Source organism: Oceanobacillus luteolus (genome assembly GCF_042678205.1).
GTDB classification, from domain to species: Bacteria; Bacillota; Bacilli; order Bacillales; family Amphibacillaceae; genus Oceanobacillus; species Oceanobacillus luteolus.
The window spans coordinates 15,844-30,531 of the sequence record NZ_JBHUDE010000149.1 but is presented as its reverse complement, the minus strand read 5'-3'; the positions used below and the strand labels follow the sequence as shown (position 1 = coordinate 30,531).

At 37.0% G+C, this 14,688-nt stretch carries 15 protein-coding genes; 14 read left to right on the top strand and 1 reads right to left on the bottom strand.

What is annotated here, in order from left to right; genetic code table 11:
* Positions 1–131: 131 nt before the first annotated feature.
* The 5 genes from ACFSBH_RS16250 (at position 132) to ACFSBH_RS16230 (ending at position 3,242) form a co-directional block, all read left to right on the top strand.
* Positions 132–512, top strand: coding sequence for a helix-turn-helix domain-containing protein (locus ACFSBH_RS16250; RefSeq protein ID WP_251514243.1), 381 nt, complete (start codon positions 132–134; stop codon positions 510–512).
* 18 nt (positions 513–530) lie between these two features.
* Complete coding sequence (gene rhuM, locus ACFSBH_RS16245) at positions 531–1,154, top strand: RhuM family protein (protein WP_251514245.1); 624 nt, start codon at positions 531–533, stop codon at positions 1,152–1,154.
* Positions 1,061–1,366 (top strand): RhuM family protein, encoded by a 306-nt coding sequence (gene rhuM, locus ACFSBH_RS16240; protein ID WP_379598597.1) that lies wholly within the window; start codon positions 1,061–1,063, stop codon positions 1,364–1,366. The genes rhuM (ACFSBH_RS16245) and rhuM (ACFSBH_RS16240) overlap by 94 nt, the downstream gene beginning before the upstream one ends.
* 306 nt (positions 1,367–1,672) lie before the next feature.
* Entirely contained in the window at positions 1,673–2,389 is a 717-nt protein-coding gene (locus ACFSBH_RS16235; protein WP_251514248.1) for a sulfite exporter TauE/SafE family protein, read from the top strand.
* 202 nt (positions 2,390–2,591) lie between these two features.
* Positions 2,592–3,242: a hypothetical protein gene (locus ACFSBH_RS16230; RefSeq protein ID WP_251514250.1), complete on the top strand. Its 651-nt coding sequence runs from the start codon at positions 2,592–2,594 to the stop codon at positions 3,240–3,242.
* Between the two features lie 79 nt (positions 3,243–3,321).
* On the opposite strand, the gene ACFSBH_RS16225 is transcribed toward ACFSBH_RS16230, so the two are convergent.
* On the bottom strand, positions 3,322–3,744 hold the full coding sequence (locus ACFSBH_RS16225) for a GlcG/HbpS family heme-binding protein (RefSeq protein WP_251514252.1): 423 nt from the start codon (positions 3,742–3,744) through the stop codon (positions 3,322–3,324).
* Positions 3,745–4,033: 289 nt separating this feature from the next.
* On the opposite strand from ACFSBH_RS16225, the gene ACFSBH_RS16220 reads away from it, so the two are divergent.
* From ACFSBH_RS16220 to ACFSBH_RS16180, 9 genes are all read left to right on the top strand, one after another.
* The gene (locus ACFSBH_RS16220) at positions 4,034–4,393 is read left to right on the top strand and encodes a winged helix-turn-helix transcriptional regulator (protein ID WP_251514254.1); all 360 of its coding nucleotides are present in this window, start codon (positions 4,034–4,036) and stop codon (positions 4,391–4,393) included.
* 436 nt (positions 4,394–4,829) lie between these two features.
* The gene (locus ACFSBH_RS16215; RefSeq protein ID WP_251514266.1) at positions 4,830–6,002 is read left to right on the top strand and encodes a ParM/StbA family protein; all 1,173 of its coding nucleotides are present in this window, start codon (positions 4,830–4,832) and stop codon (positions 6,000–6,002) included.
* A gap of 14 nt (positions 6,003–6,016) precedes the next feature.
* On the top strand, positions 6,017–6,622 hold the full coding sequence (locus tag ACFSBH_RS16210) for a hypothetical protein (protein ID WP_251514289.1): 606 nt from the start codon (positions 6,017–6,019) through the stop codon (positions 6,620–6,622).
* Between the two features lie 243 nt (positions 6,623–6,865).
* A complete protein-coding gene (gene yfkAB / locus ACFSBH_RS16205) occupies positions 6,866–7,996 on the top strand; it encodes a radical SAM/CxCxxxxC motif protein YfkAB (protein ID WP_251514291.1) in 1,131 nt (376 codons plus the stop codon).
* Positions 7,997–8,250: 254 nt separating this feature from the next.
* Complete coding sequence (locus tag ACFSBH_RS16200) at positions 8,251–9,228, top strand: substrate-binding domain-containing protein (protein ID WP_379598593.1); 978 nt, start codon at positions 8,251–8,253, stop codon at positions 9,226–9,228.
* Positions 9,225–10,688 (top strand): sensor histidine kinase, encoded by a 1,464-nt coding sequence (locus ACFSBH_RS16195; protein WP_379598591.1) that lies wholly within the window; start codon positions 9,225–9,227, stop codon positions 10,686–10,688. Before ACFSBH_RS16200 ends, ACFSBH_RS16195 begins: the two co-directional genes overlap by 4 nt.
* Positions 10,666–12,216 (top strand): response regulator, encoded by a 1,551-nt coding sequence (locus tag ACFSBH_RS16190; RefSeq protein ID WP_379598589.1) that lies wholly within the window; start codon positions 10,666–10,668, stop codon positions 12,214–12,216. Before ACFSBH_RS16195 ends, ACFSBH_RS16190 begins: the two co-directional genes overlap by 23 nt.
* Before the next feature lie 16 nt (positions 12,217–12,232).
* Complete coding sequence (locus ACFSBH_RS16185) at positions 12,233–13,336, top strand: sugar ABC transporter substrate-binding protein (RefSeq protein ID WP_251514299.1); 1,104 nt, start codon at positions 12,233–12,235, stop codon at positions 13,334–13,336.
* A 184-nt stretch (positions 13,337–13,520) separates the two neighbouring features.
* The gene (locus ACFSBH_RS16180) at positions 13,521–14,660 is read left to right on the top strand and encodes a sugar ABC transporter substrate-binding protein (RefSeq protein WP_251514301.1); all 1,140 of its coding nucleotides are present in this window, start codon (positions 13,521–13,523) and stop codon (positions 14,658–14,660) included.
* The last annotated feature ends 28 nt before the right edge of the window (positions 14,661–14,688 follow it).

Genomic DNA, 14,688 nt, shown 5'->3' with positions numbered 1-14,688 from the left:
CAGCGGAATGTCGTGTACCAAATAAAACTAAATAAATCATAACAATAGTCCACATCTAAAATGATATGCTTCCAATACAGTGGACAGAGAAATAATAAAAATTCTCTACTACTGTATTGGGGGCATTTTCTATGTCTAAAAGGAGAAGTAACCATACTTTAAATGAAAGGATAGAGGCAGTATTACGTGTGATGGAGGGGAGCGTGTCTGTAAGCAGGATTGCTAAAGAATACGCTGTCGACCGAACGACGATTAACGTATGGGTTCGCAAGTACAAAGAAAATGGGGGCGATGGTTTAAAGGATTCGAGGACATGGAAGGGATATTCCAGCGAGCTGAAAAGGGAAGCTGTTGAATTTTATTTAAATGGAGAAGGCAGTTTGAGAACGACTTGTGAAAAGTTCAATATTTCATCTCATTCGGTTTTATGTCAATGGATAAATCAGTATACTAGTGGGAAAGAGATAAAATCTACTAGTAAAGGAAGAGGAACCGTGAAAAATAGATGTTAGATAAATGAAACAGTTTGGATGACACAGAAGGCAATTGCGGAATTATATCAATCGACTAAGCAGAATATCAGCCTACATATAAGAAATATCTTTGAAGAGAAGGAATTAGATGAGGATTCAGTTGTCAAGTTTTACTTTACAACTGCAAGGGATGGTAAAAATTATAAGACGAAACACTACAATCTTGAAATGATCCTCGCAATCGGCTACCGTGTTCGTTCCCATCGAGGCACACAGTTCCGTCAATGGGCAACAGAACGCTTAAATGAATACCTTGTCAAAGGTTTTACAATGGATGACGATCGGTTGAAAGAAATGCGTAATTTTGGACAGGATTATTTTGATGAGTTACTGGAACGAATCCGTGATATTCGTGCCTTAGAGAAAAGATTCTATCAAAAAATTACAGACATTTACGCTACATCAGTAGATTATGACCCTAAAGCGGAAGTAACACAGGAATTCTTTGCAACGGTTCAAAATAAATTACATTTTGCAATCCATGGGAAACGGCTGCTGAGCTCATTTAAGATAGAGCAGATGCAGAGATGGAAAATATGGGTCTTACTTCTTGGAAAGGTGATAAAGTACGCAAGCGAGATGTTACTGTTGCTAAAAACTACTTGTCTGAAAAAGAGTTAAAGTCGCTTAATCGAATTGTTACAATGTATTTAGACTATACTGAGGACCAAGCGGAGCGACAACGTCCAATGTATATGAAGGATTGGATGGATAAATTAAATGCATTTCTACAATTTAATTATCGTGATATTCTTGAAAATACTGGAAAGGTATCGAAAGCCGTTGCAGATGAGATTGCGACTCAAGAATATGAGAAATTTAACCCGTATTGAGCAGAGTTCATTTGATGATTTTGATAAATTTATTGAGAATAATAATTTGAAGAGGTAGTTTTGTGGTTATAGGTAGTTACAAACTTCTCACCTACGTGGAATTTTCTACGAGAGTGATGATTATTAAGTGGTGGTAATATTAATCTTACCACTAAAAATAGTGAACCGTATCACAAATAGTGGTATACAGAGAGTGGAATTAGTTTTGGATAGTTTAACAATTAATGAAATGTTAAAATAGTTGTAGAAGAGATACTGTTTATTAACGGTATCTTTATTTTTTGGTTATAGGAAAGTGGGTGTTTTATGGAGATAATAGCATTTATTATAATCATTTTATTCGCTTCCGTACTTCAAACGAGTACAGGATTCGGATTTTCAATTTTGGCTACTCCATTCCTTCTATTAATATTTGAACCTATTGAGGCAATTCAAATAAACTTAATATTGTCTTTAATTATTTCTAGTGCATTAATAATGAAAATTAGAAAGGATATTGATTTTGGCATCCTTCGAAGATTTATGGTAGGAAGTGTTACTGGTCTGCCCATTGGAATTATGATCTTCTTGTTAGTTGAAATAAATAGATTAAAGTTGGGAGTGAGCCTTATTATCATAGTATTAACAATAATGCTCATTCTTAAGTTCCGAATTAACCAAAATAAGAAGAAAGATTTAATTGTTGGTGGACTATCAGGTTCATTCACAACAAGTATAGGTATGCCCGGACCGCCATTATTATTATATTTTTCAGGAACAGAGACTCAAAAAGAAAAATTAAGAGGTACTACACTAGCCTTTTATTTATTTATATATTTTGTTAGTTTAATCATCCAAGTTACTTTTGCTGGAACAAATAAGACAATCTGGGTATCGAGTTTATGGGCCTTACCTTTGGTATTTGTAGGATTGTACTTGGGACAACTATTATTTAAAAGGATTAATCAAAATATTTTTCGAATATTTACATATATAATCTTATTGTTTACGGGGATTTACTTGCTGATTGAGAGTTTGAGATGATTATAATCAATAAGGTAACAATATCTGTTCTACCACACCAAAATGCTGAGCCGTACCATAAGTAAATGAGGTTTTTACTGTATTTTAATGATAAGACGGAGAAAAGCATTTGTAAAATAATGACTTATCTCCGTCCTTTTCTGCTAATATGGTTATAATCATTAGTTATGTTTTTTTGTATTAATATAGTGGGGGGAAGAAAATGGGGGTTACTGTCAACAAACTTTTATTAATTGGAACGTTAGGCTTAGTATTAGGCGGTTGTTCTGAGATGACTGACGAGGAAGATAGTTTCGAGAAGATAACGGACGAGACATGGGTAGAAACTGTAGAATTAGATGAAGAAATTGAAGAAAGAAGTATTGTAGCGGATGAAATCACAACAACCTTCTATCCGGAAGTAAATAGACTAAGAAATCTTACCGAAGAAGATCTAGAGTGGTACGACATTATTATGACAAGATTAAATGCTATAGATGATTTCTCAGGTGATCGGGAAACTGTATACGAGATAGCCAAAGAATACGGAGAAGATCCTGAAGAGCTGTGGTCTGATTGGTTAGAGATCGTTAGTGCAAAATGGTATGGTGACATGGGTAACTATGCTATTTTATCAGAGAATTCTCATAAATTAACTACTGAAATCCTCGAAAAAAACATCGTGGGAGAAAATATAGAATCACTTGGCGGTGGATCTACCTTTGACGATGAAAAATTAACCACATATGCACATCAAGAGATATCCGTTGATGGAGAAACTTACAGAATTTCCTACATAATTGAACACAGAGATGATTTTAAGATCGCTGAAATAACTGAGTTTAAAGTTAACGGGCAAAAAATAGATTTATAGATATACTTTATATAGTGTAACTGGAGGAGTCAGTAATCATGCGCTGACTCCTCACCATAAACAAACTAATTACTATAGTTTATTGATACGATAGTCTATTTTGAAAAGACCTCAAACCAGCTTCTGCAACTTGTACATCATGAGGCACAGTACTTCCACTGACTCCAATTGCCCCTACTACCTTATCGTCGATGACAAGAGGGATTCCTCCTCCAAAGACGACAAGCCGCCCATTATTTGTTGTATTCAACCCGTAAAGTTCAGCTGCAGGAACAGTTGCATCAGCTAGATTTGCTGTTGGCATTTTTAATGCTACAGAGGTCCATGCTTTATTTTGAGCAATGTCGATACTTGCTAGCCATGCATCATCCATCCGGTGTATTGCAATCAGATTTCCTCCATTATCCACTACGGAAATTACCATAGAAACCCCAAGCTTATTTGCTTCTTGTTCAGCACCTGCAATAATTTCCTTTGCCAGTTCTAATGTAATGTTAGTCATATGTTTGCCTCCTCATTTAATAACTTATTTATTAATCCAATTCGGCATGTCTAAGATCTGGTTGAGATACAATCACCTTGTTCCTTGCTAGCTACCATCTCCTATTCTTTTTCCCTTACGAGATTTCTTACTGGTGCAAATCTATATCTTAATCTGCAACAGTAGTTAAACTAACATTCTCTATCTTTATACAATTCTAAAGTGTATTTCCTTTTAGTGGAAGAACGCACTTTTTTGTGAGAAGGTTACTTAAAGGATACTTTTAGAATATAGGGAAGGGGAGGAGCGAATGGAACAGTTAAGGTCTGAAGTTAAAAGGAAAATTGCAAATGGTGAGTTTAATTGTGAAAAGGAATTAACCTTATCCCTTTTTAGTGGTAAATGGAAAATAATCATTATTTACTATCTAGGTACAGAAGGGAAATTGCGATTTAGTGAGATTAAACGATTGCTTCCTAAAATTACACATAAGGTATTGACCACTCAAATTAGGGAGTTGGAAGAGGATGGGATTATACACCGTCAAGTATTTCCTGAAGTTCCTCCGCGGGTGGAGTATTCATTGACAGAATTAGGTAAAAGTCTCATGCCGATCATTCTACTAATGGAAGAGTGGGGGAAGAAAAATATTAAGTACTATTTGAGCTAAATGGCTATTCTTGTAAAAAATACACTTGTCAACAAAATCGTATACATGTATACAAATGCGTAAACTTTATGTGTACAAATATGTTTACGTGTATACATATTTGTACACTCAGTGTTATATCAACATGTATACAAAAATGTAGTTATTGTTTACGAAAATGTATACAATCAGAGTGAGTTTGTATACAAGTTTACAAATTTATTTCAAATCAGTATTTATCATTGAAGAATCTATTAAACTCATATATGCTTTTTATACACAGAAAGAGTTTACATAGAGAATAGTTTAAAGTGAAACTCACTTTGTGTGTTTATTACATTGAATGTTTGTAACAGAATCTGTGATTAAGGGTTTTAGATTCTTCTTAGAAATAAGTATTGTCTCTCATAATCGGATAATGCGAGGAAAAATATTAATTGAAAAGGAATGATGATGGATGACTAAATCGAGAATTGCAGCAGTTGATGTTGGTAATGATTCAATCAAAGCAATCTTTGGAGAATTAGATTATGAAGTGAATATCCCGAACATCATAGCGAGGGATACAGAAGATCGTCCAGTTATTGGAATCGAGGAATTAGATAATAAAGATCCTCTAGAGGGCATCCATTTAAAAGTACATTCTCCAGCTCTAAAGGAAAATAATGCAATTTACCGAGTGGGTCATCTAGCGACTAAAAGTGGTAGTGCAGAAGAGTTGGATCCAGGAAGCAGCAAATCAGAAGAAGACCAACCACTAGTGATGCTGTTGGCTACGTTGGCGTTGGATGCAGCAAGGGAAGAAAATCAGTCGGTTTTCCCACGCGAAAAAAATGTTATCGATGCTAATTATACATTAGGAACTGGCCTCCCCCTTCGTGAAGTGAAAGAAGGTAAGGATGTTGGATATCGTTCGAAATTGGCAGGATCTGTACACCAGGTAGAGTTTCTTGTTACACCAAAGTTCCAAGGGTTAAAAGTGAACATTAAATTTAATGAAGTAAAAGTGTACCCGGAAGGCTTTGCTGCTTATATTAATCTTGTGATGGACAATGACCTTAAAGTTATTAATAAAGATTTAATTGATAAGAGAATTCTAATCCAAGACATTGGTGGCTTATCAACGGATATAGCGGTAATTCGTAACCGGAATGTTGATGATGATAAAGCGCAAGGATTTAATCTCGGCGTTTCTGAAGCACTAGAGTCGATAAGAGAAGAAATAAGGTCTAAACACGGAATAGAATTAGATAGCCGTCGTGATGTCGTTGATATCATCACAAGAAAAAATAACCGTAATCATATTATGGTTAAAGGAAATCGTACTAGCGTTCATGATATTACAGACCACATCCTGCTGGAATTAGCTAAGAAGCAATATCGTTTACTACGCAATATGTGGCTTAAAAATTCACAAACAGAGATTTGTTATTTCGTTGGTGGTGGATCGAACGTATTGAAGGATTATTTAAAAACATTAAATAATAATCTGGACGGATATAATATCGAATTCTTTGAAGATGAAAAAGAGAGCATTTGGATGATGGCAAACGCATATTATAAGCTTATTACCGATCATGTAAGAAAGACAGAGAAGAAAAAGGCACCAAAAGAGCCAGTAAAAAAATAAAGTAAGGTGATCTTGTGAAAAAGTCTGTCTCAAATGAGGTGAAAAGGGGCCAAGCGATTTCTTTTCGCGTCCCCTCTGATACGCCTGATCATTTATTAAAGCATCTCCAGAAATTAAAAGAAACGGAAAGAAGGAATTTTTCCAGTAAGATTGCTGAGTTTGTATTGCAGGGGGTTGGTCAATCCCTCTCAAGGGAAAAAGAAGTGATTACTATTCCCCTCCCCCACAAATTAACGAAGCATCAGAGGAATTGGCTAAAACATGAACATTCGGAGGCATTGCTGGGGAGCATTGTTTATCAGCTATTATCAGATCCTGCCCGAGCAGCTTCCTTGCTTGCATCATTGAATAGTAGTTCCCTGGATATTGATGAAGCTTTATATCTCCAAGAAGAAATTGACATGGGAGTACCTCCAATAGAAGAAGTAAACATGGAAACCCCCTCCCCTTCTTCAGAGAAAACGCCTTCAGCAGATGACTTGAATCCGTCAGACGACGATATCGATTCATTTGTATTGGAGAAAGTGAATGAGGATGATTCCGCTAACACGGAAGAAGACGACTCCGAAGAGGATTTGGATAGTCTTTTAGGGGATTTTCTAGCAGAAATGAATAAATAAATGGTATGAATAGATAGGATTATTGGTATTGCACAATACGCAAAACCAATAATCCTATTTTGTGTGGAAGCTATCGTTGAATAATCATTAATCTCATTTAATAAAGTATATCATGACAAGACTTTTAAGAGTGGAATTGCTTCAATTTCCAGTATAGGACTACATTGGAAATTGTTGGTCTATTTGAGGAAATGTATGATAAACTCAATGACGGTGCAGTTTTAAGCTATGGAGGGGATTTAAATGAAAACGGTTAGTCCGATGCAACCGATGACGCCAACAAGTGACCCATGGGAAGCTTATATGGATATAGAACAATTTGGAAAAATGACGTTATCAAATATTGAATTTACCACGACAGTGATGTGTAATATGCGTTGTGCGCATTGTGCAGTTGGTTACCAACTGCAGCCGAGTGATCCGGATGCACTGCCAATTGAATTAATGCTGAAGCGATTGGATGAAGTACCTCATTTACGTACGCTCAGTATTACAGGTGGCGAGCCGATGATGAATAAAAAGTCTGTTAAAAACTATGTCGTCCCCTTGCTGCGATATGCAAAAGAGCGAGGTGTGAAGACACAGCTGAATTCTAACTTAACTTTACCGTTTAATCGATATGAAGAGATTATACCTTATCTTGATGTGATGCATATATCACATAACTGGGGAACAGCAGAGGAGTTTGCTGAAATCGGATTTGCAAACATGGATCGGAAAGCTCCCATCGAGCGCAGGAAAAATTTGTTTGCCGTCATGATTGAAAACTCTAAGCGACTTGCTGATCGAGGTGTAATGGTATCAGCAGAAACAATGTTGAACAAAAGGACATTCCCTTATCTCGAACAAATCCATGATCAAATTGTAAATGAAATGGGATGTGTCCGTCATGAAATTCATCCGATGTATCCCGTTGATTTTGCCAGTAATTTAGAAACGTTGACGCTGGATCAAATGAGAGAAGGAATCATTCGCTTGCTGGACCATCGCCAGAAAGATATTTGGATGTTATTTGGTACGTTACCTTTTTATGCATGCAACAGTGATCCAGAGGATTTAGAGTTACTCAAGCGTTTGTACCGGGAAGAAAATGTATCATTAAGAAATGATCCAGACGGACGTTCCCGCTTAAATGTAAATATTTTCAGTGGAGACATTATTGTAACCGACTTTGGCGATGAGCCAACGCTTGGCAATATCCAGACGACGACCTTACTTGAGGCTTATGATAAATGGATGGGCACCAAAACGGCGAAAAGTTTGAATTGCCACTGTCCTGCAGTAAAATGTCTTGGTCCGAATATCTTAGTGAAAAACACGTATTACGAAGATGTTGATTTCAGTAAAAGAAAAGCGAGTATTACAGCCCCTTAAATTGGTATGAAACCAACTTAAAATTAATGTTGATAAGCTTTTAGTAGAGTGATCCACTAAAATTGGTGAATCACTCTATTTTTATTGAAATCTTTCTCCCGGTATATACCAAATATAACCTCAAATCCCTCACCAATCTAGTGCTTATTCAAATAACGGTGCTAGAATGATATACTCATTTAAAAAGATTACTAACTTGAGACTGAAGTGCTCAAAAACAATGAAATGGCAATGACGAAGGGTGATGGGTTTTATTGCGTAAATTAGCTATCGTAATCTTCATTTGTGTTTGTCTTACCCTATCTTATTTTACGATTGTGTCAGCAAGTAAAGTGTTTAAGACGGATTGGGAGTTGCCTCAATCAACGGAACAGGTGGATACGAAGCAACGACTCGTATTAATCACTCAGGAACTTGAGACTCCTTTTTGGGACAAGGTTGCAACTGGTGCAATGGATGAAGCGGAGAAGGAAGGGGTTAGTCTAGAAGTTTGGGGAAGCTACGGCAACAATCAAGAAGAGTTTTTGAAGCAAATTGAAATCGCTATCTATTCACAAATGGATGGAATTATTCTACAAGGGCTGGACACAGATGAGTTTAAAAACTTGACCAAAATAAAAGCTGCTTCATACGGAATTCCTATTATAACTGTTGCCAATGATGTTACGATGGGAGATAGTCTTAGGAAATCATATGTAGGATCGAACCATTATGAAGCTGGAAAAATGATTGGGGAGCAATTAATAGCAGATATGGGCACGGTTGGAGAAGTAGCTGTTATGATTGATAAACAGCATCAATACTTCCAAGAACAGCGATTAGAAGGCATTAGAGAGGTGCTGCAAAGGTATCCAACTATCGATATTCATTATATTGAAACAGAGGATACGAGGAAAGAAGTCATTGCAACTACGAAAGATGTCTTGAACCGAAATCCTAATATAAATGCTTTTATCGTAGTCAACGTGGAAATACTTGCTGCCATGATTAATGAGATAGAAAGAAGATCACAAATTGAGCCTTATTTTATTTATTCTTTTGATGATGATTATGAATCAATCACATTACTAAAACAGGGCAAGGTTGATGGAATCATTGAGCAGGCCCCTGAAGAGATGGGAAAGATGAGTGTGAAGCTGATTTTGGACTGGCTTAATAATAAGAAAGTGCCCCTTGATTTGGAAGGATATCAAACGGACATTAAGATTATAAAGGCGAATGATGAAAAATGAACAGTATCCAGAAAAAGATACTGGTACTCGTAATAGCTGTTTTGTTCATTATGGTGATTATTTGGACTTCGTTAACCTATTACAATCAAAAAATGCAGTACCAGTACAACAATATACTAGAACGCTATTTAATAATGAATGAGGTAACTAATGAAAGTCAGCAAATTGTGGCAACCCTCAATAATTATATCATTGATCCAACAGCAGCTAATTTGGATGAGATAAATAAAAGTAAAACTAAGATCCTCAGCACGAAGGACGAGGTCATGAAATTCAGGAATACGGATAATAATTATGTACTGACAAGCTATGAAAATTTAATAGATAGTTTAGTTGAAATCATGGAACAATCTGTTTTGGCACGTTCAGAGCAACAAACAGAAGATTATTTGAATGCGCTGTCAGAGGCAAGTCGTATTTCAAAATATATTTCTGAAATGACTCTTACGATCATCGACAAGGAACTCAATACGTATGAACGTGTTTACCGCAGCATGATTAACAATTCAGAGGAGTTACTCAAACTGGGAATTTGGTTATTACCTCTAATTACGATGTTATTACTGTTATTTGCGCATCTGTTTTCCAAAAGAATAACAAAACCAATCAATGAATTGACTCAAGCAGCACATGAGCTGTCTTTAGGACGTTTTGATTTAGAGGTGGAGGTTAATTCAAATGATGAAATCTCATTTTTAGCTAAAATGTTCGATAAGATGCGGATTAATATTAATAATTATTTATCTGAAATCAAACAGAAGGCACAGTTGGAAAATGAGCTTCAGCAAAGCAAACTGTTACTGCAAGAAAGTCAACTTCGTAGTTTGCAAAGTCAAATCAACCCTCACTTTCTTTATAATACACTGGACATGCTATCTAAAAAGGCATATATAGAAGATGCAGAAGAAACTAGTGATCTGTTAGTCAATGTTGCAGAGCTTCTGCGCTATAATCTGAACAAGCTGGAGAATTCCGCCTCGCTTTTTGAAGAGGTGCAGGTATTGAATCAATACATGAATATACAAAATATAAGATTCATTGATCGGCTGCAATTTCATTTGGATATTGATGAATCGTGTTTAGACGTACAAATTCCTCGGTTAACTTTACAGCCGATTGTTGAAAACGCTATCATACATGCGATCGAGCCGGTTGAAGATGGAGGAAGTATTTGGTTCCGCATTATCGAGGAGCTTGAACATGTGAGAATAGAAATTGAAGATGATGGGCCGGGGATGACGGAAGAAAAAGTACAGCAGATGCTTCAATTGAAAAAGACAAAGTCGGAAGGGCATTTTACGGGAATCGGGATTAGTAATGTCGTGAAACGATTAAGTTTGTTCTATAACAATCATGATGTTTTTGATATCGAAAGCAAAGTGGGAATCGGAACAAAGATTATTTTGAAAATACCAAAAACGGGGAGAGTGGAAGACAGTGAAACGACTCCTGATAGTTGACGATGAACAGATTGTGAGGGAAGGATTACAAGCAATAGTATCCAAGAACTTCCCCGAGATTCAAATTGAAGATGCAAGAAATGGGAAGATTGCATTAGAAAAGGCTATTACATTTCAGCCAGAATTGGTGTTGATGGATATTAAGATGCCGGGAATGAACGGCCTTGAAACGATACAGAAAATGATGGAAATAGATCCCTATATCAAGTTTATCATGATTACGGCCTATGCTGAATTTGATTACGCCAAATCGGCAATGAAGTTAGGTGTGAAAGATTACTTGCTCAAGCCAAGTAAAGCAAGTGAAGTCGTAAAAGCGGTCAGCAGAGTGATGAGCAAAATAAAAGAGGAAAAGAAATTAAAGGAAAAGAGCATCCAGCAACAAACTGTTTTACAGAAGGCATTAACAATCGTAGAAACGGATGTTGTAACACAGTTATTATTCGACCATGTACATGAAGTCCATTTGGAGGAGTTAGTGGAATTATTAGATACACCGATGACAAGTGAAAAGTTTGTGATGAGTATCTTATTACCGCATGATTCAAAAAGTCTGTATGCAGAAATTAAACAACGTGTCAGAAAAATAGGAAGTGCATGGGTTGGTACATTGTATGGACGACAAATCCCTATTATTGTGTTTAGGAAACCTGATGAGTCTTTTCGCTCTCAAGCGATTACACTTGCAAGAGAGGTTTTATCTGTAGCAACCACAACTGATAAAGAAGGTTGGTTCATCGGAATAGGGAATGTCTGTCATTCATTGGACACGATACGTCAATCGTACCAAGAATCACTTATAGCTACGAAAGACAGCTCCTTACCTGTAAAATATCGTTTTTATTCTGATATTCCAGTAGCTGATACGATTAATAAAGGATATCATTCGAAAAAGCATGAAAGTCAATTGTTTGATCAAATTCGAAATGGTCAATGGCAGGATATTTCCGAGGAAATAATAGGTATTATTGAGTTTCATGAAAAAAACGGTGTCCATCTTTTAGAAGCCCAGCAACGAGTCTTGGAAATACTATGGGTTGCCTCAAGGGTGTTGAATGAGATCGGAGTTGAACTAGATTCCCCTTTATATTTTGTACAAATAAATGATTTTAAACAATTGCGAACGGAGTCGCTTCATTTGCTCAACCAAATGAAGCAGTCTTTCATCAAATACCAGAACCAAGTGGAAGATGACACGATTAAACAGGTTAGGCAGTATATCGTGGAAAACTCGCATAAACAGATTTCCTTAGATGGGATTGCGCAAAAGTTCAAACTGAGCCCTATTTACATTAGTAAGCTTTTTAAAGAACAGTTAGGTGTGAACTATATTACCTTTTTGACAGAATGTCGCTTAGAGCATGCAAGGAAGTTGATGTTGGATCCTGAAAAAAGTTTAAAGGAAGTTACGTTTGAGATTGGCTATCAAGACCCGAATTACTTTAGCAAGGTTTTTAGAAAAGTATATGGAGTATCTCCGACCGAATATAGAAAGTCGTTGCTGGTTGCTAAGACGGAAAGGACATAGAAAAGGGGTGAATGGAATGAAATCGAGCTATTTGATGGTCAATATCCTGTTTTTGGTCCTCCTAGTACTTCTTTTACTTACATCTTGTGAATCGAATAAAAGCAACACTGTGCATGGTGATGAAAATGTGAAATCCTCATCACAAGTAGAGACTACCAGGAATACGACAGAAGCAGATGATCAAATTACGATTGGCTTTTCTATGGACACTTTAGCAGAGGATAGGTGGGTAAGGGATCGGGAACTGTTTCGTAAAGCGGTTGAGGCATTGGGGGCGGAAGTGAAGATATTTGCTTCTGAAGGAGACGATGCTTTACAAATACTACAAGCAGAAACACTAATAAACGAAGGCATCGATTTATTGGTCATCGTCCCGCATAATGCAGAGTCCACTGCGATGATTGTGAAAAAGGCCCACTCGGCAGGTATTAAGGTGGTATCTTATGACAGGCTAGTTCGTAATTCTGAAATTGATTTTTATATATCGTATAACAATGAAATGATTGGAGAATTGCAAGCTGATGCAATCACTGAACTCGTTCCTGAAGGGAATTATGTCTACATAGGTGGTGCAGACACTGATTACAATGCCCATTTAATTAAAAAGGGAGTATTCAACGTACTTCACCCTTTCATCGAAAAAGGGGATATCAACGTTGTTTATGATCAATGGTCAAAGGATTGGCTACCTGAAAAAGCATATGAAAGTATGGAAGAGGCTTTAAAGGCAAATGACAATGACATTGATGCCGTAATTGCTGCAAATGATGCGACAGCGGGAAAAGCAATTGAAGCATTGGCAGAACAAGGTCTTGCAGGGGCAGTCCCTGTTGCGGGACAGGATGCAGATCTTGCGGGTGCACAACGGATTGTGATGGGGACTCAAACGTTAACCGTATATAAGCCGTTAAAGCCATTGGCAGATCTCGCAGCTGAAGTAGCTGTCAAGCTTGCTAAAGGGGAGGAAGTGACAGGAGAAAGCATGATAAACAATGGAAAATCAGAGGTACCATCGATTCTCCTTGCCCCTATTGTCGTTGATAGCCACAATATAGACGACACCATCATCGCGGATGGCTTCCATTCTAAACAAGATGTATATCAGAAAAACAATGAATGAATTTTAACTGAACCACCAGGTTAAGAACCTGGTGGTTTTTAATGTTTTTCTAGGTATCCAAGTCGAATTTAAAAAAATACAGATAATGATAATTTATTACCACAAGTAAGCGCATACATAGGTTGAAAGGACTGCTATTCTAAAAAAGAAGGTAATGAATATAGTATTCAACAGGGGGGTTAATATGAAAAAGTTTAAATTGGTTTCTGTTTTACTAGTTGCGATACTAATGGCAGTTGTAGCAGTAGGTTGTAGTGATGATGGAGAGACGAGTGCTGAAGGTGGAAATGAAGGATCTAAAGGTGGAAAGGTAAACATTGGAATTGTTTTACCTACCAAAGATGAACCTAGATGGGTTCAAGATGAGGCACGCTTTAATGATGCATTAAAAGACACGGAGTACTCAACAGAGATTTTATTCAGTCAGGGTTCCTCCGCTAAAGAAAAGGAAAATGTAGAAACACTTATTAGTAAAGGTATTGATGTATTGATTATTGCCCCACATGATGGTGCAGCAGCTGGAGCTGCGGTGGAGGCTGCTAAGAAAGATGATATTACTGTAATTGCTTATGATCGACTCATCACAGATACAGATGCAGTTGATTATTACGTAACATTTGACAGTGTTGCGGTTGGTGAAGCTCAAGGGCAATACTTAATTGATAATGCTGGTGACGGAAAAGGAATACCGCTATACCTTTATGCAGGAGCGGCTTCGGATAATAACGCATTCTTATTCTTCGAGGGTGCATGGAATAAGTTACAGCCGAAAATCGCTGATGGAACATTTGTGATTGCAAACTCTAGTGAAGCAGAAAGTCTAAAGGATAAGGCAGAGCTTTCGAGGGATGAATTAGGAAGAATTCTTGGCCAGGTTACGACAAACTGGGATCCGAACGAGTCTAAAAACAAAGCTCAAACGCACTTGACTGCTGCTAGTACAGACTTAAAAGGTGATGTTGCCATTCTTGCTCCGAACGATGGTACTTCCCGTGCAATAGCGGATGTTTTTGGAACTGATCCTGATATTTCAAGCTTTGTAGTGACTGGACAAGACGCTGAGAAGGCTTCTATTCAATATATTATTGATGGTAAACAATCGATGACTGTATTTAAAGATGTACGCACACTTGTTGTCGATGCGATGGGTATGGCTGTTGACATCCTTAAAGGTGAAACACCTGAAACAACAGGTACTTATGATAACGGAAGTAAAGAGGTTTCAGCAAAACAAACAGATGTCATTGTAGTGGAACAAAAGAATGTAAAGAGTGAACTCATTGACTCCGGTTACTATGAAGCAAGTGAATTCTCTGGGCTATAAAACGAAAATAACTAGTAATCTTAAAGAA

Excerpts from the sequence above, each read along its gene's own strand:
- ACFSBH_RS16250 (WP_251514243.1), top strand. The coding sequence starts at position 132 with ATGTCTAAAAGGAGAAGTAACCATACTTTAAATGAAAGGATAGAGGCA.
- rhuM (WP_251514245.1), top strand. The coding sequence starts at position 531 with ATGACACAGAAGGCAATTGCGGAATTATATCAATCGACTAAGCAGAAT.
- rhuM (WP_379598597.1), top strand. The coding sequence starts at position 1,061 with ATGGAAAATATGGGTCTTACTTCTTGGAAAGGTGATAAAGTACGCAAG.
- ACFSBH_RS16235 (WP_251514248.1), top strand. The coding sequence starts at position 1,673 with ATGGAGATAATAGCATTTATTATAATCATTTTATTCGCTTCCGTACTT.
- ACFSBH_RS16230 (WP_251514250.1), top strand. The coding sequence starts at position 2,592 with ATGGGGGTTACTGTCAACAAACTTTTATTAATTGGAACGTTAGGCTTA.
- ACFSBH_RS16225 (WP_251514252.1), bottom strand. The coding sequence starts at position 3,744 with ATGACTAACATTACATTAGAACTGGCAAAGGAAATTATTGCAGGTGCT.
- ACFSBH_RS16220 (WP_251514254.1), top strand. The coding sequence starts at position 4,034 with ATGGAACAGTTAAGGTCTGAAGTTAAAAGGAAAATTGCAAATGGTGAG.
- ACFSBH_RS16215 (WP_251514266.1), top strand. The coding sequence starts at position 4,830 with ATGACTAAATCGAGAATTGCAGCAGTTGATGTTGGTAATGATTCAATC.
- yfkAB (WP_251514291.1), top strand. The coding sequence starts at position 6,866 with ATGAAAACGGTTAGTCCGATGCAACCGATGACGCCAACAAGTGACCCA.
- ACFSBH_RS16195 (WP_379598591.1), top strand. The coding sequence starts at position 9,225 with ATGAACAGTATCCAGAAAAAGATACTGGTACTCGTAATAGCTGTTTTG.
- ACFSBH_RS16185 (WP_251514299.1), top strand. The coding sequence starts at position 12,233 with ATGAAATCGAGCTATTTGATGGTCAATATCCTGTTTTTGGTCCTCCTA.
- ACFSBH_RS16180 (WP_251514301.1), top strand. The coding sequence starts at position 13,521 with ATGAAAAAGTTTAAATTGGTTTCTGTTTTACTAGTTGCGATACTAATG.